This window comes from Christensenella hongkongensis, from assembly GCF_000981035.1.
Classification (GTDB): Bacteria; Bacillota; Clostridia; order Christensenellales; family Christensenellaceae; genus Christensenella; species Christensenella hongkongensis.
This window is the reverse complement of sequence record NZ_LAYJ01000088.1, coordinates 178,997-199,214: the sequence shown is the minus strand read 5'-3', so window position 1 is coordinate 199,214 and position 20,218 is coordinate 178,997. Positions and strand designations below refer to the sequence as shown.

The window sequence follows — 20,218 nt, the reverse complement described above, 5'->3', positions numbered from 1 at the left end:
TTATGAAACAGTTATCATTACGGCTGCCCCCGTTTGCGCCGGATTACTCAGGCGTATGCTCCGCGCTCTTCGAGCTTGGCGGCATGATAATAATCCATGACGCATGCGGTTGCACCGGTAATTATACAGGCTTTGACGAACCGCGCTGGTACGGCTCGAAAAGCGAGGTGTACTGCTCGGGACTGCGCCAGATCGACGCGATACTGGGCGATGATGAAAAGCTGATTGGAAGGATTATGCAGGCTGCGCGGGAAATGCACCCAAAGTTTATCTGCATTACGGGAAGCCCGGTGCCGATGATCATCGGTACCGACTTTGAAGGGATTGCAGGCGAGGTGGAGCAACGCTACGGCGCGCCCGCGTTTGGATTTCCAACAACGGGACTGAAGCTTTACGACGAAGGCGCAGGAAACGCGTTTTGCGCTCTTGCAAAGAAATTTGCACGGAAAGCGCAAACACAAAAGGGTGCGGTAAACCTGCTGGGCCTTACCCCGCTCGACTTTTATGTAAGCGATAACGCGGAAGACATCAAAGCCGCGTTCAAAAAAAGGGGCTACGAGGTACTTTCGTCCTACGCAATGGGAACCTCTCTTGAGGATATTGAAAAAAGTGCGGAGGCGCAGGTGAATATCGTGGTCTCGCAAAGCGGCCTTGCGGTGGCAAAGTATTTTTATGATACATACCGCATCCCTTATGTGGCAGGGCTGCCGGTGGGCGAAAAAGCGTCGGAAACCTTCTTTAGTGCTGTGCAGCAAAGTATGGACGACGGCTTAAATAGGGTGCTTACCGGCAAACGGGAGCAGGGAAAAAAACGTGTGCTGATTATGGGCGAGCGGATTGCGTCCGGCGCGATGCGCCTGTGCCTGGAGCAGGACTATGGCATGGACGGCATTGCCGTGGCGGGAATTTTTTCTCCGTGTGGGGAGCTGATGGCCGAAGGCGATCTCCAGGCCGTAGGCGAAGAGGAAATCAGCGGAATTCTGAACGGCGGATACGACACGATTATCGCCGATCCGATGTTCAAAATGCTGCTAAAGCCTTCAAAGCACGTTCATTTTGTGGATTTTCCCATTCCTGCGGTTTCCAGTAAGCTTCATTGGGAAGAGTGCGTTCCATTTATTGGAAACAAAATAGAGAGGCTGGCTTCTATGGTGTGAAAGGAGAAAAAATCTCCTTCAAAATATAACAAGTCTGAAAGGAAAAGAGGTAAAGATGAAAAAAGGTATTGCTATTTTATTGTCTGCCGTGCTGTGCATGGCGCTACTCATGACTGCTTGTGCACCGGCTGCCGAAACGCAGGAGCCTTCTGCGGAAGCGACGCAAAGCGAAGAGGCAACACAAAGCGCAGAAGCAAGCGCTTCTGCCGAAGCGTCGGAAGCGGCGCAAACACGCACAATCACGGATCACGCCGGAAATGAAGTGGTTCTCCCGGAAAAGGTAGAACGCGTGGCAATCGGCGGTCTTACGCCGTTAACATCAGTTTACTGCATGTTTATGGGTTCGTCTGACGGTCTCGTTGGCATTCACCCGGATTCCAAAAACGCTGCGGTTAATTCCATTCTGGGAGAAGCGTATCCCGGACTCAAAGAGCTGCCGGACGGCTGGGCGAGCGGCGACGACATCAATATGGAAGAACTGCTGAAATTAGAGCCGGACGTTGTATTTTACAACGCGGACGTAACGGAAAATTATGAGGCGCTCAAAGCGGCTGGAATTCCTGCGGTTGGGTTTTCCACCACGCTCTATGACGACTACAATACCATCGAGACTTTTAACGCCTGGATTGACCTTTTAAAACAGGTGATGGGCGAATCCGACAGGGCGGATGGCATCATCCAATATGGTGAGGATGTCCAAAAGCAGGTTGCAGATACCCTTGCGGGCGTTTCGGACGATGAAAAACCAAATACGCTGATTCTTTCAAATTATAACGAATCTGCAATCACCGCGGGAGGCACAAGCTTTGCGAATTACTGGATCACCTCCACCGGCGGCGTGAACCTGGGATATGACGTCGGCGCCTTTGTGGGCGAAGTAAATATGGAACAGATTTATGAATGGAATCCGGAAGTGATCTTCCTCAACAGCTTCTCTGCCTATACGCCTGAGGACCTTTACAACAACACAGCGGCGGATGGCCATGACTGGAGCGGTGTGAAGGCCGTGCAGGATAAGCGCGTCTACAAAATACCGCTGGGAATGTATTACTGGTTCCCGCCGTCCTCCGATTCCCCGCTGATGCTGCAGTGGATGGCGAAGCAGATGTATCCAGAGCTGTTTGCAGACCTTGACATTGAACAGGAGATCAAGGATTATTACAAAGAATATTACGGACTTGAGCTTACGGACGAGCAGCTTGACCTGATCCTTAATCCGACGCCGGAGTCAGCAGCGGCATTTTAATCGATGTTGACCTTAAGGAAAAATCATGTACTGAGAAATATTATATTGCTGGTTCTGCCCATTGTTGCGGCTATCATCTGTATGGGGATCGGACGTCTGCTTCTGGGGCCGGATGAGATTGTATCGAATCTGTTTCGAATCATCACCGAAGGCGCCGATAGCGTTGATCCGCAGATATACAGTGTGCTGATCAACGTGCGGCTTCCGCGAATTATTCTCGCGGTGCTGTGCGGGGCAGGACTGGCGGTGTCGGGCGCGGCATTCCAGAGCATTTTTTCCAATGCTCTGGCCACGCCGGATACGCTTGGCGTGGCGGCGGGCTCCAGCTTTGGAGCGGCGCTGGCGCTGCTTTTGGGAATGGGGCTTATCTCCGTGCAGCTCACTGCGCTGGGGATCGGCTTCATTGCCGTTTTGATGACCTACATGATCAGTCGCCAGAAAAAAGGCGCAAGCACCATCATGGTCATCCTTTCAGGCATGGTGATCGCTTCGCTCTTCGAAGCGGGTATCTCGATTATCAAATTTGTGGCGGACAGTGAATCGCAGCTTCCCGCAATTACCTACTGGCTGATGGGAAGCCTTGCCAACACGAGCTACAAAAGCCTTATGCTGGGAGCGCCCTTTATTGTTGTGGGCATTGGGATTATCTTCGCGCTGCGCTGGAAGCTGAACGTACTGATGCTCAGCGAGGACGAAGCAAAGACCATGGGTGTGAACATCAAGGTCATGCGCGTGGTAATCGCTCTTGCGGCGACGATGATTACAGCGTCCTGCGTTTCCATGTGCGGGCAGGTAGGCTGGGTAGGGCTATTGATCCCTCATATCTGCCGGATGCTGTTTGGCAGCAACAACCAGAACATCATACCCGCCAGTATCAGCCTTGGCGCGGTGTTCCTGCTGATAATGGATACGGTGGCGCGCAGCGCAACGGCTGCGGAAATACCGATCTCCATTCTGACCGCGGTGATCGGCGCGCCATTCTTCATCATTTTGCTCAAAAAAACGGGAGGTGCAAACCTGTGATTTTTGAAGTGGTAAACGGTTCGTTTGGATATCAGCCGGGACATGAGATCCTGCACAACCTGAATTTCCAGGTGCCGGACGGAAAAATACTTTCCATACTGGGACCGAACGGTGTGGGGAAAACAACGCTCCTGCGCTGTATGATGGGACTTCTGCACTGGAAAAAAGGAGAAAGCAGAATCGACGGCGAGAACATCCGCAAAATGCCCGTACGCAGGATATGGAAAAAAATTGCGTATGTACCGCAGGCAAAGGGAAACGCGCTGATGTATACGGCGGAGGAAATGGTGCTCCTTGGGCGCTGCGCGCATCTTGGAATGATGCAGCAGCCCGGACGCGAAGACATTGAGACGGCGCGCGAGGCCATGGCGCTCGTAGGCGTTACGCACCTTAAGGAAAAGCTTTGCTCGCAGATGAGTGGCGGAGAGCTGCAGATGATATTGATTGCCCGCGCGCTTACCACGAAGCCATCCATGCTGGTTCTTGACGAGCCGGAATCAAACCTGGATTTTAAAAACCAGTTGATCATACTGGATACCATAAAAAAGCTTTCCCAGGAAAAGGGGATTTCCTGCGTTTTTAACACGCACTATCCGGATCACGCGCTTAAAATTTCCGACGAAGCCCTGCTGCTCGATAAATCGGGCCGCTGTACGTTCGGAAGCAGCAGCGATGTAATCAACTGCGAAAATATGCAGCGATCTTTTGAGGTCGAGGTTTATATCGACCATTTGAAGGTGAAGGGCACAAGCATTGCCTCTGTGGTACCGCTTGCCCTGCTGTAACGTAAACCAATCCGGAATGAAACGGCCCGCACATCTGGTGCGGGCCGTTGTTGTCTCAGGAAAAGTTGATTTTCCCGTGGCAGGCCCGGTTTGGGAAGCTTAACGTTGCTTCTTGATTCGTTCAAGTCAGGGACAGAAACGTTTTGACCGGGCGTATTTACGTTTATATATAGTTCATAAAGAAATGATATAAAGGAAGCACAAGTAAAAAGGAGTACAGACAATGTTTTTTCCATTTTGGTTTGACTGGACCTGGCTGCTGCTGATACCGGCGTTTATTGTGACGATCTGGGCGCAGGCGAAGGTCAGCTCCACCTATAAAAAGTATTCGCAAATACCTGCGCAGAGCGGTGTGACGGGCAGGGAGTTTGCACAGTCCATGCTGCGCCAGAATGGCATAGACGGGGTGAAAATCCAGTCGATTGCGGGAGATATGACCGATCACTTTGATCCGCGTACCAACACGGTAAGCCTTTCTGAGGGCGTATATGCAAAGCATAGCGTAGCCGCCGTTTCGATCGCCGCACACGAATGCGGGCACGTGCTGCAGCGCTATAAAAAGTATGGGCCGATGCGCGTCAGAAACGCGATTGTTCCAATCGTAAATATCGCAAGCAACCTTGCGTTTCCCCTGATTTTGATCGGCATATTGTTTTCGACTTTAAGGCCCCTGATTGAGATTGGCGCGTGGGTGTATTTTGCGGTTGTGATTTTTCAGCTTGTGACGCTGCCGGTAGAGTTCAACGCCTCCAACAGGGCAATGGCAAATATTACGGCGTCAGGAGTTCTGACCGTGCAGGAGCAGAAGGAAGCAAGGAAAATGCTCAATGCGGCGGCAATGACGTATGTGGCGGCAATGCTTGCGTCGTTCCTTTCCTTTCTGCGTTTATTCCTTCTTTCCCGCAGGAACTAAAGATACTGGATTACGAAGGCGGCTTCCGGATAGAGGCCGCCTTTTTTTTGTTTCAATCTCACTTTTTCAAAAAAAGAATGGAAAATAGTAAAAGTGTGACCATAATTGAGACCGGACAGGTATAATATAAAATCAGAAAAAGAAAACAGGAGATCAAAAAAATGGAACACACTAATCAGAAAAAAGAAAATAAAAAGAAATGGTTGCTGGTCGTGTCCCTGCTTTTGATTTGTGCATTCATAATTACGCTGTCGGTTCTCGCCGCCACCGGTACGCCTGACAATACGCCGGAAACAACACAAATCACAGAACCGGAGGTTCCGCTTGCCGGCGCCGACGCGTTGGGGCAGAACGATACGGCGGGGGAACCGGAAGAAGCGGAGAACCTCCCGTCAGGAGACGCGGATGTTTCCGGTGCGGATGACAGGGAAGCTGTTGTAGCAGAGACGGTACAACGGATATCGCCGTCAGCAGAAGCGCAGGGCCTGCAGGGAGCAACTTTTGTGGGAGAAACCTTTGTGAATGCAACTCCGGTGGACAATTACCAGGGGAACCCCGATTTCGTAGAACCCAATCCGATTAATGTTACCGTGAACGCAATCGAATGGCTGACGGCCCAGTTAAGAGATCCACAGTCTGATGTATATCAATATTTCGATACGCGGGGCGCCAAAACGACACTTGATTCCACGGGCCCGAACTTTGCCCCAACGGTAAACGACCAGCTGAGGCAGGATGTGGAAGGCATCGACGGGGATTCGGAATTCAGTTGGAGAATCTGGAAAGAAACGAACGATCAATTTAATATTTTCTGGACAAATGAGGACATCTCGAAAATGGACAAGGGCGACGTAATTGGGGATATAACGAAATGCACTGTGGACAAAAATGATACGCAGGACGCAGAAATGGTTCACGGCACGGCAGAGGTGACAACGTCCCAGGTCACCATGGGCGATGGAAGCAAAGAGACGATCAATACGATCTGGGGAGGGTCCTTCAAGGAGGACGAGCCGGAAGCAGGGCAGGTTCAGAAGCTGGACGATCTGAAAGAAGAACCGGAAGAACCCGTCGCAGAAGCTGTCGCATAAATGATACGAAAAACAGGACCGAATCAAAAACAGTCGCTTTGGCGGCTGTTTTTTTGTTTAGAAGTATAAGGCCTTAACCATCAATATAAGACAGGCGGCCCATATGGCGCAAAAGACAGGAATCAGGATCCGAAAGGCAGTATGCTTTGTTTTATGGCGAAAGCGCAGCATGCCAGCCAGAAAGCCAAAAGCGCCTCCGATCGCCGACAGGAAAAACAACGTTTTTTCAGGCGTGCGGCGTTTATGCTTGATTGCGGCACGCTTATCGTGATAACATACGGTAAAGGCAATGATATTAATCAGGATCAAATAAAGAATCAGATAGCTCATAATGGATGTTATTATAACACGCTTCTGTGCAAGCTGAAAAGGAGTTTTCTATGGACGACTACAAGGTAAACGAACCGCTTCCCCTCAAGGGCACACGCAATGTGCGCGAGCTGGGCGGGTACCCGACTGAAGATGGAAAGACAACAAAGGATAAGGTTTTTTTACGGGCGGATAATTTGAAAAAGCTCACGAAAAAAGGGCGCAATTACCTTTACGATTACGGAGTACGGCTGGTGATCGACCTGCGAAGTGAAGCGGAAATTAAGCGCGGAGCGGACAAAATAGATACGAAGCAAATGGAATACGTAAATTATCCCCTGTTTGATAAGGTGCAGTCCACGCTGCTCAAAGGGAATTTGCCCAAAAACATGAGCGATATGTATACGGAGCTTGTCGAGAACAGCAAGGATACGCTGGCGGCTATTTTTCGCAGGCTGATAGAGTGCGAGGGCTGCGCGCTTTTTCACTGCACAGCGGGCAAAGACCGCACAGGAATCCTTGCGATGATGATATTAAAAGAGGTGAAGGTTCCGGACGAGGTGATTATCGCGGATTACAGCGTGAGCGGCGAGCATATGAAAAAGGTCTTTGACCGGCAGCGGTGGTGGGCAAAATTCGCAGGCATCACGATTCCCGATTATATTTTTGAATCGAGGCCGGAGTACATAAAAGACCTGATGGACCACCTTACGAAAACCTACGGCTCGGTGCATGGTTACCTGAGGGAGATCGGGCTTAAGGAAGAGGAACTGACGGCCCTGCGGGATAAACTGGTATAAAAAAGAAGCCAACCGTTTTGCAAAACGGTTGGCTATATTTGGTTGCTTACAGGAATGGGGAAACATCCAAAAATCCCATTCGAAGCAGATATCCCCCTTCTTCCAAATCTGCCAGGGATTCATAATAGGTCATATCCGAAAAGATGTAATTACTTTCCACTGCAGGTAGCAGCGTAAGATAATCGGCAGAATTTTTGTAGCTTTCGATTGCGGAAAAGCACGATTTTGCCATATTATATTCGTTCTTTCGCATCATTTTACAGCCATACTGGTATACAAGCTCCTCTATGGCCTGTATGGATTCCTGCATATCCGGGTAGTCTTCATATTTTTTTACTGTGTAATAAGCGTTCAGGGGCTCGTCCTTGTCAATGTAACCTTTGGCAATCAAAAGAGAATTTTCCATCGCTTTTGTGCGTGCGTCGGAATAATCTCCAAGCTGGAAAAAAATACTTTCCGCTTGATAATACTTCCCGGCCTCGGAATAAGCGTATCCCCGCCCGTAATTAATTGAGTCCAAGTCGGCCGAGTTGCCTTTTTTGTCAGTGTAGGTTTTGATCATAGCTTCGCCGCCTTCAGAATCGCCGCCTGCGATTATAAAAAGCCCTTGCTGCAAATCGACTTCTGACAATAGCGTATTTGCGGGGCCGTACATCTGTAGGTTCTGTAGCAAAGCGCGAGCCTCGTCGAATTGATTTTTTTGCAGAAGCAGTGCCGCGTCTGTATAGCTACTAAGATTACGGATGTCGTCAGTGATTGGCGGAAGCTTTTCAATTTCCTTTTTAGCCTGATCAAATTCAAAATTTTCAGCGTAAGCGTATGCAGTATTATAAGTTTGCACAAGGATATAGGCCCCAACGCCCACAACCGCAATAAGTCCGCCGATTATGCTGAAGGCGACAATTTTATTCCGTTTTTTTGTGCTCATTTTTTTGCGTTCTTTTTTAACCGGCGCAACCTGGGGCTGGAACGCCGCAGGTCCGGAAGCAGTCCATGTTGCAGGCTCTGTCGCCGTCGCGATCCGTAATGCCGGGAGGAAAGAAGCCGCATCTTTCAAGCGGGATTCTATCTTGAGGGAAAGGGCGTCCTTTAAAGCTTTTTTTTCAGGATCTGAAAGCGTAAGGCTTTCAATTTTTTGCTGTGTGTGGGAATCGTCCTCCAAACGCGCCATAACCTCCGGCAACCGTTCACCCGTGAGCACACGATAAAATAAAGCGCCCAGTTGGTAAACATCCGTCCATGTTCCAAGCTGTGAAAATTCTTTATACTGCTCCGGCGCGGAATAGCCGTTCGCGAGCGTCTGTTTTTTCGCGGGAAGCAGAGAAGCTTCACCGGTCTCTGGCCGTACCCTGATATTTTGCGGATAAATGGATAAGCTGCATTTGCCGTTCCTTTGCAGCTCTGCCACTTGCCGGGCAACGGGCGTAAGAAGGCGGGATGCGAAATCATGATCTAAAATACCGCCGGCTTTTTCAAGGTATTCGTTGAAGGAAATGGTTTTTTGCTTTTTCGTATGCCTCATTTTGCGGAGCTTGAAGAACCATAACAGGAACAAAACCGCCGCAGCTGCAATGATGATATAAATCCACAGCATTCCGGAATACAGGGGATTTGAGCTTGCCTTGTAAGGGATTCCTTTCTTGTCAAGGGAAGGCAGGAGCTCGGAAATACAAAGGGAACCGTACAGATTTGAATCCTGCGTTGACGAAAAGGTGTTGATCCCTGCCACGACTCCATTCTCATTGATAAGGGGGCCGCCGGAGTTCCCGCCAAAAATGGACGCGTTCATTTGCAGGCCGGTTGCAGAACGTTCGCCGGTTCCGAAAGCAAAAGATTCTTTTACCGCGCTGATAATACCGTCGGTGATTGTTACATCCTGGCCGACATTGCCGGTACGGTCAAATATGCTGTCCGCAGAGCCCGGGAAGCCAAGTGCGTAAACGCGCTCCCCGGTTAATTTGTCCGGTTCCCCGGCGTACAATACCAATGGCCTCATACCCGAAATGGGCGTATCAAGCTTTAAGACACAGGCATCTATGTCGGGAAGATCGATCTCTACGGCGGCATTTACAGAATCATATTCACCGAAATATACGGTAAATGTTCCGTTGTCTCCTTCAATGACATGATGATTGGTTACAACATATTCTATGGTGTCCGCAGTACCGATCGCAAAGCCGGAGCCGCTGAATACTCCCTCGTCGTTTTCCACCTCGATGTAAACTGTAGACTCCCGTGCGTCAAGCACGGGCTTTGGAACGTTTGCCGCCAATGCAGCACTGCCTGTCAGCAGGACGACGGCGATGAGAAGCACACATATTATTTTTTTCATACGAAAGCCCACCCTAAATATTTATTACCTTTATTATACGATACCGGGTGGCAAAACGGGGTAAATTTCGTAGAATTAATAAAAATTATTTCGTGCCTGATCCGTAAGGGGATTTGACTCTATTCAGGACAAGGCTTGTGAGGATGCCAATAAAAAATCCGCATACAGCGCCGGTGAGCAACAGGAAAGGCAGGTAATAGGATACCTGCGGCGTCGCTGTCAAAAGCGCCGCGGCAAGGAGCTGCATCAGGTTGTGCGTGATGCCGCCCAGTACGCTTACCTTAATCAGGGATAAACGTTTTAAAAACAGGAACATCACAAGCAGCGATACAAGGCCTCCCCCGAGCGAAAAAAACAGCATTGTAATATTGCCGGAAAGGAGCGCGGTAAGCAGGCAGCGCACCACACAGATCAGCGTCGCATACCCCCCGCCAAGGTAGATGAGGGCAAACAGGGATACCACGTTTGCCAGCCCAAGCTTAAAGCCGGGCAGCGGAAGCAGTGAAGAAACCGCAGCGTCAATCAAAGACAACGCAAGGGCGATTCCGCACAATACAGCGGAAAGCACAAATTTTGAGGTAGCGGACCGGTTATCCTGTAACTGCATCGATATCCGCCTCCCCTCCGGTGATCGTTGCGCTCACGCCGTTTGGCGCGCACACGATGCTTTGTCCCGTATGCGAGATGCTGCCGGCCTTTTCGCACTGGTGGTTGGGGCAATCCGTTTCAATGATACGCACCTCGCCGTTTTTGATTTCAAAGACGTTTTTATATTCTCCACTGACTTCATATGTAGTATCTTCTGTGAGCGGAAGGGTGGCGATCAACTCGCCGTTCCGCCGAATTTCCACATCATGGCCTTTCCCGGTGGGAAGCATAAAAAACCATATCAAAAGAACCGCCGCCACAATAACGACGGTAAAGATAATATCGCTTTTTTGGATCAGTTTTTTTTGCATCAGGCCGCCTGTTCCCTGTAGTTGGTGTTTTTTACTTTAAAATCGTATTTTTCCCGGAAGCCGTCCGTTGTGACAATCTCTTTGTTTTTGGTCAGGTACAGTACGTCAAGGCCGTTTTGCTGCGCAAATTCAATCCCTGTTTCCACACCCATAACAAAAAGGGCAGTGGAATAAATATCCGAGAGGATGCCGCTGTCTGCAACCACAGTGACGGATTCAATTCCATTATCCGCCGGATATCCGGTTTTTGGATCGATGATATGGTGATACCAAACTCCGTCTTTTTCAAATCCACGTTCGTAAATACCTGAGGTTGATACAAATTTGCCCTCAAGAAGGATGGTGCCCATATAGTCGTTTTCGCCGCTATAAGGATCGCGTATGCCAATCTTGTAGCTGCTGCCGTCCGGCTTTGTTCCTTTCGCATAAATGCTCCCGCCAAGCGAAATAACGGCAGATTCAATGTTGTTCTGTTGCAGGTTTTCGGCAATACGGTCAAGCGCATAGCCCTTTACTGCGCCGCCAAGGTCGATCTGCATGCCGCCGGTGTTTGCGGTATTGTCCGCCGGTTCGACAGTGACCTTCCGGTAATCCGTAGCCGCAAGAAGCGCGGTAAGTTCCTGGTCATCCGGGACACGGACACTGTCCGTTCCAAACCCCCATGCGGTTATGACGTCGCCGAGTGCGGGATTGAACGCGCCGTCCGTCTTTTCCGCCTCTGCAAGGGACGCCATGAGGACCTGTACTGTATCGGATGAAATCTGGACGGTCTGTCCCTGAGAGGCGTTGAGTTTTCCGACGTCGCTCGTATTGATGGTTTTGGACATCTCGTTTTCAATCTCACGTAGTATGTCGTTATTTTGGATGATAACATCAGCGTCGGAAGCGTAAACCGTTTGCCGGATTACAGTATCCATTGCGAAGGATTCGTTTGTTTGAAGCTGTGCCGCGCATGAAAACAGGAGGATGGATGATAAAATGACAAGCAACACGGGGATAAAGCGTTTCATCTGTTACTGAGCACCAGAAGCACAACTGCAAATACGATGAAAGGCACCAGGAATAACAGCCGCTTGAATCCTAATTTCATTTTGTTCCTCCATAAGATTTCATTTCCGCTTTTCTACGCTCAGGGTTCGGCTCCCGCCGCCCTAGGGTAGATTATACCACACAAAATGCGTTGATAAAACCGAAGATTTGTGATATATTAAGTGTTACTGTAAACCAGAAAAAACACGCGGCACGGAGGAAAAAGAATGGATCTGAAAACCGCACTGGCGGAGGAAATCGCAAAACACGCGGGGCTTACGTCCGACGAGGTATCGCAAATGCTGGAAACGCCGCCCGATCCCAAATTGGGCGATGCTGCATTGCCATGCTTTCAGCTTGCAAAGGTTCTGAGGAAAGCGCCTCCGGCAATCGCGCAGGAATTATCTGAAAAAATTGAAAAACCCGATTTTGTTGCAAGCGTCGAGGTAACGGGCGGGTACCTTAACTTTTTTTACGACAAGGAGTTATACGCGCGGTCTGTGCTCGCAGAGCTTGCGGAGGCAGGCGAGCGCTGGGGCAGCTCGCAGATCGGCGAGGGTAAGACGGTCGTGATCGATTATTCTTCCGTAAATATTGCAAAGCCGTTCCATATCGGACATCTTTCCAGTACGGCAATCGGCAGCGCCCTTTATAAAATCCACAAATACCTGGGCTACAACGTTGTGGGCGTAAACCACCTTGGAGACTGGGGAACACAGTTTGGAAAGCTGATTGCAGCCTATAAAAAATGGGGCGACGACGACGAGATCAACCGCGATTCCGTGACCGCGATGCTCAAATTATATGTGCGCTTCCATGAGGAGGCGGAGAAGGACGACAGCCTCAACGACGAAGGGCGCGCGTGGTTTAAGAAGATCGAGGACGGGGACGAAGAGGCAATGCGTATCTTCGGCTGGTTCAAAGAGCTTACGCTCCGGGAGGCAAAACGTGTGTATTCGCTTTTGGACGTGCAGTTTGACAGCTTCGCGGGCGAGAGCTTCTACAACGATAAAATTCCGGCGGTGCTCAGCGAGCTGCGGGAGAAAAATCTGCTGGTGGAAAGCGAAGGGGCTTTTGTAGTGCGCCTCGATGAAGAGGAGCTGCCGCCGGCGATTATATTAAAATCGGATGGAACAACGTTGTACGCGACGCGTGACCTTGCGGCGGCGGAATACCGTAAAAAGACCTACGATTTTTCAAAATCCCTGTATGTGGTTGCGTATCAGCAGAACCTGCACTTCAAGCAGCTGTTTGCGGTGCTCAAAAAAATGGGGCATGAATGGGCGGACGATTGCGAACACGTGGCGTTTGGCATGGTGTCGCTCGAAGACGGGACGATGTCTACGCGGCAGGGGAAGATCGTCCTTTTGGAGGACGTCCTCAAAAAGTCAGTGGAAAAAACATTATCGGTGATAGAGGAAAAGAATCCGGGATTGGAAAACAAAGAGCAAATCGCAAGCGATATCGGTATTGGAGCGGTCATTTTCTCTACGCTGTCCCAAAGCCGCATCAAAGACATTACGTTTTCCTTTGACCGCGTGCTGAATTTTGACGGGGAAACAGGGCCGTATGTGCAGTATACGCACACGCGCTGCTCGAGCGTCATCGCGCGGCATAAGAAGAACGGCGAGGGAATGGACGTTTCGGTGCTTGCGAACGACGAGGCAATGGCAGTGGAAAAATTGCTTGCGTCTTTCCCGCAGACTGTGGTTTTGGCGAGTGAGAAGTGTGAGCCGTTTTATGTGACGCGCCACCTGGTGGAGCTTGCACAGGCGTTTAACAAGTATTATTATGAATACAGGATCATTGATGAAAATATCCCGCAGACCAACGCGCGCATCGCGCTTGCACAGGCTGTGAAGGATACGCTCAAAACAGGGCTTGCGCTGCTTGGTATCAAAGCGCCGGACAAGATGTAAAAAAGAGAACCGACAAGATGTATATTATTGCCAAAGGGAGTAGATAGAATGCTGGATTTAAGAGTATTGCGCGACAATTTCAAAACGATCGCGGACGCGCTCAAAAAGCGGGGAAAGGAAATTCCTCTGGAAGCGGTTATGAAGCTCGACGAGGAACGCCGCGCCATGATGACAAAGGTGGAGGAATTAAAGGCAAAGCGAAACAAGATATCCAAAGAGATACCCTCCATGAAGAAAAAAGGGGAGGACGTATCCTCTATCATGATGGAAATGAAGGAGCTTGCCTCGCAGATCAAGGACTATGACGCGGAGCTCCAGATTATGACCGCGCGGCTCGAAAAATCCATGATGGGCATCCCGAACAGGCCGGATGCGAGCGTCCCGGCGGGCAACGACGACTGCGACAATGTAGAGATACGCAAATTCAGGGAGCCGACAAAGTTTGATTTTGAGCCGAAAGCGCACTGGGATCTGGGGAATGACCTTGATATTATTGATCCGGAGCTGGGCGCAAAGGTGGCGGGCAGCCGGTTTGTGTTCTATAAAGGGCTGGGCGCGAGGCTGGAGCGTTCGGTGATGAACTTTATGCTCAACACGCATACCGAGCAGAACGGGTATACGGAGGTTATCCCGCCGTTTGTGGCAAACCAGAAGTCCATGGAGGGTACGGGCCAGCTGCCAAAATTTGCGGAGGATATGTACCATATCGAGGATACGGACCTTTACCTGATTCCGACTGCAGAGGTGCCGGTGACCAATATGTACCGCGAGCAGATTCTGAACGGGGAAGACCTTCCGCTCTACCGTTGTGCGTATACGCCGTGCTTCCGCGCAGAAGCCGGCAGCGCGGGCAGGGACACCAAGGGGCTTATTCGCCTGCACCAGTTCAATAAAGTAGAGCTTGTGAAATTCACACGCCCGGAGGATTCTTACGACGAGCTGGAAAAGCTTGTGGAAAATGCGGAGAGCATTTTGCAGCTTTTACAGATTCCATACCGCGTGGTGCTTTTGTGCGGGGGAGACCTTGGCTTTTCGTCTGCGAAAACATACGACATCGAGGTTTGGATGCCAAGCTACGGAAGGTATGTGGAAATCTCCTCGTGCTCAAATTTTGAGGATTTCCAGGCGCGCCGCGCGGGTATCCGGTTCCGCGATAAGGACGGCTCGCTGAAATATGTGCATACCTTAAACGGCAGTGGGCTTGCGGTGGGGCGTACGGTCGCCGCGATCATGGAGAATTACCAGCAGGCGGACGGCAGCATCAAGGTGCCGGAAATCCTGCGCCCGTATATCGGCAGGGAGTCCATACGCGGGATCCAATAAAAAGTATTGTATTATTGAAAGCCCATGCGGATTTTATTCTGTGTGGGCTTTTTGTATTAATCAGTATGACTGCGGGTAAAGGTAAAAACGGATAAGGGCGCTTCATGCGCCCTTATCCGTTTTGGTTTTTGAATGATACAAAGATGAGTATGAAACAGTACCGGCGTTTTGGTCCGGCCTGCTTATTTGTATGCAAAGCCCATAAAGGCTGTCCTGCCTGTTTTCCTGATCAGAACCAGTATTCATTTGTAAAAGATCCGCGGCTTTCTTTCTGGTACCAGAATACCACGCCCGGGCATGGGCCTTCTATCAAAAAACGGTAAAAGACGCGTAAAAAGCAGGTAAGGAAATGCAGTGCGCACTGCTTTTTATTCGATGCTTTTGAGCGCTTCGACCATATCGATGCGATTCAGCGTACGGTTTGTCATCAGGTTGACAATCAGCGCAAAACAGAAGGATATGACCGCTGAAATGATATAGCTGAACGGTTCGACGTTCACTTCAAAATAAAGGGAGGGCATATTAAGCGCCGACGTTAAAAATCCGCTGAGCACCCTTCCAACCGGCAGGCCGACCACAATCCCGATCAAGGTCAGGATGAGCGTCTCTTTATTGACATACTGGTGTACCTCCCGGTCGTAAAATCCCAGAACCTTGATTGTCGCAAGCTCCCTGATCCGTTCGGAAATATTGGTGTTTGACAAAGTGAACAGTACGACAAAAGCCAGTCCTCCGGCCATAACGATCAGCAAAAGGACTACCGCATTGATAAGATCGAAGCTGAATTCTTCGATTTGTGCGGTTGTGCTGAGCGAAGAAAGCACCTTGCCATTTTGAAGGAGCGACTCAGCGTAAGCCGGCTGGTCTGTGACCGTATCGTTCAAATCCGCAAGCATTGCATTTGGTGCATAATCTCCAAATAGTTCGTCATACAACGCCTGTTTCATATAGACGGTGTTTCCAAGATAATTCTGGACGACTCCGGTAAGGACTGTCTCCCTGCGCTCAAGATCCGAGTCCTCCAGTTCAATCGTGTCGCCCTCTTTGAGCCCCAGAGTATTCGCCGCGCTGCGCGTTACGAGAACATCTTTTTCTCCAAGGCTGATTTTATTGCCGGAGAGATCCAGGATATTGATATATCCATCGAGGCTTGCATCATCGGGCACCACCATAAGCTGCACGTTTTCAGAATTCTCCGAGGAATTGATCAGCCCCACAGTCGTCAGCCGGACATCCATATGGTTTGCAAGAGCGCCCTGCCCGGATAGCTCCTGCGACAATTCCCCATAATCTTTATCGTCGGCAACCACCATGAGGTCGTATTGGTAAATATTGTCATATTGCTTGGGCGTGAGTGAATTGACCGAGTCACGAATGGCAAACCCACACAACACAAGGGCCGTGCAGCCTGCGATCCCAATTATCGTCATAAAGAAACGTTTCTTATAGCGGAAGAGGTTCCTGACCGTAACCTTGCTTAAAAATTTCATCCTGTTCCAGATAATGGGAATGCGTTCCAGAAAGACACGCGCACCTGCGCGGGGAGCCTTTGGCCGCATTAATGCCGCCGGCATATGCTGGAGCTCGCTGCGGCAGGCGATTGCAGTCGCTCCCACAATTCCGGCCATGAACAAAGCGATCCCGCCTATTCCGTAAAGGAGGTCGAACTGTAAATAGAATTCAGGAAGTATATAAAGGGAATCGAATATATAAGAAATCAATTTTGGCATGAAGATAAATCCCAGGATATCCCCCAGAAGTCCTCCAAGCAGGCATGCGGCGAACGCGAAAACCAGATATTTCTTACTGATGTCCGCGTTGCGGAATCCCAATGCCTTGTAGGTTCCGATCAAACCGCGTTCTTCCTCCACCATACGCGTCATGGTGGTAAGGCTGATCAGAATGGCGACCAGTAAAAATACAATGGGAAAAGCCGTGCCTACCGCTTCAATAGAAGACATATCGCTTTTCAGGCTGGAATAGCTCTCCAGGGACGTCCGGTCCTGGACATACCATTTTGTCATGTCGATATCGCTCAGCTCGTCGTATCCATCCGCCAGCTTTTGCTCAGCCTCAGCCTTTTTTTCAAGATATTCATCTTTATTTTTGTTTAACTCTTCCTCGCCTTCCGTAAGTTCATTTTTTCCGTCGGCAATATCCTGCCGGGCCTGTGCGATCTGCGCCCAGGCCTTTTCTTCCTCCGCGTTCAGCTTTTCCTCACCGTCCGTAAGCTGGGCGGCTGCGTCGTCCATTTGCTGGATTGCTTCGGCTTTCTTTTGCTCAAATACAGCCTTTTCCGTATCGAGCGCCGCCTGTCCGCCATTGATCTTTCCCATGCCGAGCGCGAGCTGTACGCAGGAGGACGGAAGGGCGTCCAGCTGCTGCTTTTTTTCTTCAAGCTGTTTGATAGATGTGGCAACCGTTTCTTTTTCTTCAGCGGAGGCGGAAGGGTTCTGATTCAGGGCGTCCAGATAAGCCTGGAGCTGGCCCAACTGCTGTTGCAGGCCCGCCGACAGGCTGCCCGTAACCGCCGCAAGAGCGCTGTAGAGGGCGTTACTTTGGGTTGCCGTTCCCCGTGCGATATCCTCGTCGCTGCTGCCCGCCGCAGCCAGTGCTCCCGCGGCGTCGACCAATGCGTTCCATTCCGTTTCCGGCCATGCGCCTGCGAGGGTACCTTTGACCTGGGCAAGCCCTGCTTCTATCTGAACGCGGCTTTCATCGAGCTGGGTTTGGGCCGAATCTATCTGCTGCTGCGCGCCGGCAAATTCACTTTCAGCCTGCTGCCGTTTTTCAGCCAGTTCATTTTTTCCGTCCTGTATTTCATTGCGTGCTTTCTCGAACTGTTCTTTGGCGTTTTTTTCCTGTTCAGCCAGCTCTTTTTCACCGTCTGAAAGCTCCGCCCTGCCGTCCGAAAGCTCCTGTTCGCCTTCGGCAAGCTGCCTGTCGGCGTCGGCAAATTTTTCGTCCATGGTTTGCCGCGCGTCTTCCAGCTTTTCCGTAGCTTCTCCAACGACGGCATCGTATCTCGCCTGTTCCCTTTGCTGCTTGATGTTTGCTTCAATATTGCCGACAAAAGCATCCACAGTGCTCTCGTATTCGTCTGAAAAGCTATTGATATCCCCGGTATCCGTAAGGGACACATAAACAGCGGTGTATACATCGCTGTTTACCGCTTCAGCAGCGACAAAGAAGGTAAAATCACTTCCCGAGGATGTGCGGAACCCTTCGTTTTCTTCGTTTGTAATATTTGTTGCGTCGATAACAACGCCGGTGATCGTATAGGTCGTAACAGGAAAGGTGGCGGTTTCTTCTTCCAGCTCGACGTCTATATCCAAATCGGAATCGGAAGTATCCTCTTCATCCGTCTCTTCGCCATCCTCTTCTTCCTGTATGCTGAGCGTATCTCCGACCGATTTGCCGCTCTCGTCCAAATAACTTTGCGGAACAGCGATCTCGTCAGGATTTTGCGGCAAGGCGCCGGATAATATGTAAGGCCGGTTCAGCCCCTTGGAGCTTAGCGTCGTCATATCGGCCGTATAACGCGTCCCGTTTATTTCCGTAAACACTTCTTCGCTGTAAACGCCGTCCGCATTTTCCACGCCTTCCACCTGGGATAAAACATCCAGATCATCCCCTGTGAGGCCCAATGTGGATAAAATCTGCACATCGAACAAATTTTGTTCTTCAAAAAACCGGTCGGCCGAATAGTACATATCCTGACAGGCGGCATACAGGCCGGTGAGCATGGCCATTCCAAGGGCCGTAATGATCAGGATAGCAAAAAAACGTTTTTTTCCGTTGCGCACAGAACGCCAAATGTCTTTCAGGGAAGCCTTCTTCATTCCGCTCACCACTCGATCTGTGAAATGGGCATGGGCTGGGGATTGCGCGTGATGTCTGTGACCGTGCCGTTCTTGAAGTGAATCACCTTATCGGCCATGGGCGCGATTGCCAAATTATGCGTGATAACCAGCACCGTAATTTTTTCTTTCCGGCAGGTATCCTGTAATAATTGAAGAATCTGTTTGCCGGTATTGTAATCAAGGGCGCCCGTCGGCTCGTCGCACAGCAGCAGCTTGGGATTTTTGGCGATCGCGCGCGCAATGGAAACACGCTGCTGTTCGCCGCCGGACAGCTGTGAAGGGAAATTATTTTTGCGTTCGCCAAGGCCTACTTTATCCAGTATCTCTGACGCATCGAGGCAATCGTCGCAGATTTGCGCCGCCAGCTCGACATTTTCCAGCGCCGTCAGATTTGGCACCAGATTATAAAATTGGAAGACAAATCCAATATCCGACCGCCTGTATTCTACCAGCTTTTTGTGCGGATACTTCGCAATGTTTTTTTCGTCGACCAAAATTTCGCCTGACGTTGCGGTGTCCATTCCCCCTAAAATATTCAATGCTGTGGTCTTGCCGGCGCCCGACGCCCCCAATATGACCGCTAATTCACCTTTATCTACTGAAAAATTTGCCTGATCCAGCGCCCGGATAACTGTTTCGCCGGAACCATACTCTTTTACAACGTTATTGAATTCGATATATGCCATGTATTGTCGTGATCCTCCATGAAGTAATTCGTTGATTTTTGTCCATAAAAGAATTATAATATCACTGTGTTGTTTTCACAACCGACAGATGTTTTCAAACCGCGCTGTAAACAACACTTTGTTATGAAAATGTTGGTTTCAGGACAAAAAAAGATTATTTTGCAGGCAGGTGTATGTTTTATGAAAGAAAGCAGGAAAACACGGTATACCAGGATGGCGCTGGAAGACAGCCTGATAGAGTTGATGACCAAAAAACCGATTTCCAAAATAACAATCAAAGAGCTTTGCGAAAATGCGGACATCAACCGTACCACCTTTTATTCGCATTATTCCGACCAATACGACCTGCTTCGCCAGATCGAAGACGACGCGCTTTCATGGGCGAAGGAAGCGATTTCAGGTGTGCAGGATATCAAAAGTATGCAGGAAATAAAAAATATCATTGAAAAGATTTTAGAGTATTTTGCGGACGACCATAAGCATATACAGGTATTGATGAGCGAGCAGGGCGATATTGATTTCCAGAAACAGTTGATTACCCTGATCTATGATTACTGCGGTATCATCCCGTTTGCTTCTGAAAATACGGATGCACAGGAGCTGTATTTTGTGTTTATTGTCAACGGGAGCGTCGGGCTGATACAGAATTGGCTCAAAAACGGCCTGCGGGTGCCTGCAAAAGAGATCGCGGAGATCATATACCATATGGCGCTGTCCATGCCGGTAAATCCAATACAGAAATGAGAAGAATTCAAAAAAAGGATTTCAATGCCGGGCATTGAA

The 20,218-nt window shown here is 49.9% G+C and carries 17 protein-coding genes; 10 read left to right on the top strand and 7 right to left on the bottom strand.

All coding sequences use genetic code 11. The features are described from left to right. Positions 1-2 precede the first annotated feature (2 nt). From CHK_RS07290 to CHK_RS07265, 6 genes are all read left to right on the top strand, one after another. Positions 3-1,157, top strand: a complete 1,155-nt coding sequence (locus CHK_RS07290) for a nitrogenase component 1 (protein ID WP_046443364.1) — start codon at positions 3-5, stop codon at positions 1,155-1,157. Positions 1,158-1,212: 55 nt separating this feature from the next. After that, on the top strand, positions 1,213-2,403 hold the full coding sequence (locus CHK_RS07285) for an ABC transporter substrate-binding protein (protein WP_046443363.1): 1,191 nt from the start codon (positions 1,213-1,215) through the stop codon (positions 2,401-2,403). Between the two features lie 3 nt (positions 2,404-2,406). Further along, on the top strand, positions 2,407-3,426 hold the full coding sequence (locus tag CHK_RS07280) for a FecCD family ABC transporter permease (RefSeq protein ID WP_046443362.1): 1,020 nt from the start codon (positions 2,407-2,409) through the stop codon (positions 3,424-3,426). Further along, positions 3,423-4,211, top strand: coding sequence for an ABC transporter ATP-binding protein (locus tag CHK_RS07275; RefSeq protein WP_046443361.1), 789 nt, complete (start codon positions 3,423-3,425; stop codon positions 4,209-4,211). The genes CHK_RS07280 and CHK_RS07275 overlap by 4 nt, the downstream gene beginning before the upstream one ends. A gap of 223 nt (positions 4,212-4,434) precedes the next feature. Next, entirely contained in the window at positions 4,435-5,124 is a 690-nt protein-coding gene (locus CHK_RS07270) for a zinc metallopeptidase (RefSeq protein WP_046443360.1), read from the top strand. Positions 5,125-5,285: 161 nt separating this feature from the next. Further along, positions 5,286-6,215: a hypothetical protein gene (locus CHK_RS07265; protein ID WP_046443359.1), complete on the top strand. Its 930-nt coding sequence runs from the start codon at positions 5,286-5,288 to the stop codon at positions 6,213-6,215. A gap of 57 nt (positions 6,216-6,272) precedes the next feature. On the opposite strand, the gene CHK_RS17170 is transcribed toward CHK_RS07265, so the two are convergent. Further along, a complete protein-coding gene (locus CHK_RS17170) occupies positions 6,273-6,545 on the bottom strand; it encodes a DUF1294 domain-containing protein (protein ID WP_059109360.1) in 273 nt (90 codons plus the stop codon). A gap of 50 nt (positions 6,546-6,595) precedes the next feature. Between CHK_RS17170 and CHK_RS07260 the strand changes: the two genes are divergently transcribed. Beyond that, positions 6,596-7,324, top strand: a complete 729-nt coding sequence (locus CHK_RS07260; RefSeq protein ID WP_046443358.1) for a tyrosine-protein phosphatase — start codon at positions 6,596-6,598, stop codon at positions 7,322-7,324. 46 nt (positions 7,325-7,370) lie between these two features. On the opposite strand, the gene CHK_RS07255 is transcribed toward CHK_RS07260, so the two are convergent. The 4 genes from CHK_RS07255 to CHK_RS07240 form a co-directional block, all read right to left on the bottom strand. Further along, positions 7,371-9,656 carry a trypsin-like peptidase domain-containing protein gene (locus tag CHK_RS07255; protein WP_046443357.1) on the bottom strand — a complete coding sequence of 762 codons (2,286 nt, stop codon included), beginning with the start codon at positions 9,654-9,656 and terminating at the stop codon, positions 7,371-7,373. An 85-nt stretch (positions 9,657-9,741) separates the two neighbouring features. Then, the gene (locus CHK_RS07250; RefSeq protein ID WP_046443356.1) at positions 9,742-10,263 is read right to left on the bottom strand and encodes a Gx transporter family protein; all 522 of its coding nucleotides are present in this window, start codon (positions 10,261-10,263) and stop codon (positions 9,742-9,744) included. Next, positions 10,247-10,615 carry a NusG domain II-containing protein gene (locus CHK_RS07245; protein ID WP_052740441.1) on the bottom strand — a complete coding sequence of 123 codons (369 nt, stop codon included), beginning with the start codon at positions 10,613-10,615 and terminating at the stop codon, positions 10,247-10,249. Before CHK_RS07245 ends, CHK_RS07250 begins: the two co-directional genes overlap by 17 nt. Further along, the gene (locus CHK_RS07240) at positions 10,615-11,625 is read right to left on the bottom strand and encodes an FAD:protein FMN transferase (RefSeq protein WP_046443355.1); all 1,011 of its coding nucleotides are present in this window, start codon (positions 11,623-11,625) and stop codon (positions 10,615-10,617) included. Before CHK_RS07240 ends, CHK_RS07245 begins: the two co-directional genes overlap by 1 nt. A gap of 246 nt (positions 11,626-11,871) precedes the next feature. Between CHK_RS07240 and argS the strand changes: the two genes are divergently transcribed. Together argS and serS are read left to right on the top strand one after the other, a co-directional pair. Next, entirely contained in the window at positions 11,872-13,563 is a 1,692-nt protein-coding gene (argS, locus tag CHK_RS07235; protein WP_046443354.1) for an arginine--tRNA ligase, read from the top strand. Between the two features lie 48 nt (positions 13,564-13,611). Then, a complete protein-coding gene (serS, locus tag CHK_RS07230; protein ID WP_046443353.1) occupies positions 13,612-14,886 on the top strand; it encodes a serine--tRNA ligase in 1,275 nt (424 codons plus the stop codon). Positions 14,887-15,254: 368 nt separating this feature from the next. Here serS and CHK_RS07225 read toward each other — a convergent pair whose 3' ends face one another. Together CHK_RS07225 and CHK_RS07220 are read right to left on the bottom strand one after the other, a co-directional pair. Continuing rightward, positions 15,255-18,728, bottom strand: a complete 3,474-nt coding sequence (locus CHK_RS07225; RefSeq protein ID WP_046443352.1) for an ABC transporter permease — start codon at positions 18,726-18,728, stop codon at positions 15,255-15,257. A gap of 5 nt (positions 18,729-18,733) precedes the next feature. Then, positions 18,734-19,435 carry an ABC transporter ATP-binding protein gene (locus CHK_RS07220; RefSeq protein ID WP_046443351.1) on the bottom strand — a complete coding sequence of 234 codons (702 nt, stop codon included), beginning with the start codon at positions 19,433-19,435 and terminating at the stop codon, positions 18,734-18,736. A gap of 180 nt (positions 19,436-19,615) precedes the next feature. Between CHK_RS07220 and CHK_RS07215 the strand changes: the two genes are divergently transcribed. Next, positions 19,616-20,179, top strand: coding sequence for a TetR/AcrR family transcriptional regulator (locus tag CHK_RS07215; RefSeq protein ID WP_046443470.1), 564 nt, complete (start codon positions 19,616-19,618; stop codon positions 20,177-20,179). Positions 20,180-20,218 lie beyond the last annotated feature (39 nt).

Coding starts and splice junctions, on each gene's coding strand:
- CHK_RS07290 (WP_046443364.1), top strand. CDS start 3: ATGAAACAGTTATCATTACGGCTGCCCCCGTTTGCGCCGGATTACTCA.
- CHK_RS07285 (WP_046443363.1), top strand. CDS start 1,213: ATGAAAAAAGGTATTGCTATTTTATTGTCTGCCGTGCTGTGCATGGCG.
- CHK_RS07280 (WP_046443362.1), top strand. CDS start 2,407: ATGTTGACCTTAAGGAAAAATCATGTACTGAGAAATATTATATTGCTG.
- CHK_RS07270 (WP_046443360.1), top strand. CDS start 4,435: ATGTTTTTTCCATTTTGGTTTGACTGGACCTGGCTGCTGCTGATACCG.
- CHK_RS07265 (WP_046443359.1), top strand. CDS start 5,286: ATGGAACACACTAATCAGAAAAAAGAAAATAAAAAGAAATGGTTGCTG.
- CHK_RS17170 (WP_059109360.1), bottom strand. CDS start 6,545: ATGAGCTATCTGATTCTTTATTTGATCCTGATTAATATCATTGCCTTT.
- CHK_RS07260 (WP_046443358.1), top strand. CDS start 6,596: ATGGACGACTACAAGGTAAACGAACCGCTTCCCCTCAAGGGCACACGC.
- CHK_RS07255 (WP_046443357.1), bottom strand. CDS start 9,656: ATGAAAAAAATAATATGTGTGCTTCTCATCGCCGTCGTCCTGCTGACA.
- CHK_RS07250 (WP_046443356.1), bottom strand. CDS start 10,263: ATGCAGTTACAGGATAACCGGTCCGCTACCTCAAAATTTGTGCTTTCC.
- CHK_RS07245 (WP_052740441.1), bottom strand. CDS start 10,615: ATGCAAAAAAAACTGATCCAAAAAAGCGATATTATCTTTACCGTCGTT.
- CHK_RS07240 (WP_046443355.1), bottom strand. CDS start 11,625: ATGAAACGCTTTATCCCCGTGTTGCTTGTCATTTTATCATCCATCCTC.
- argS (WP_046443354.1), top strand. CDS start 11,872: ATGGATCTGAAAACCGCACTGGCGGAGGAAATCGCAAAACACGCGGGG.
- serS (WP_046443353.1), top strand. CDS start 13,612: ATGCTGGATTTAAGAGTATTGCGCGACAATTTCAAAACGATCGCGGAC.
- CHK_RS07225 (WP_046443352.1), bottom strand. CDS start 18,728: ATGAAGAAGGCTTCCCTGAAAGACATTTGGCGTTCTGTGCGCAACGGA.
- CHK_RS07220 (WP_046443351.1), bottom strand. CDS start 19,435: ATGGCATATATCGAATTCAATAACGTTGTAAAAGAGTATGGTTCCGGC.
- CHK_RS07215 (WP_046443470.1), top strand. CDS start 19,616: ATGAAAGAAAGCAGGAAAACACGGTATACCAGGATGGCGCTGGAAGAC.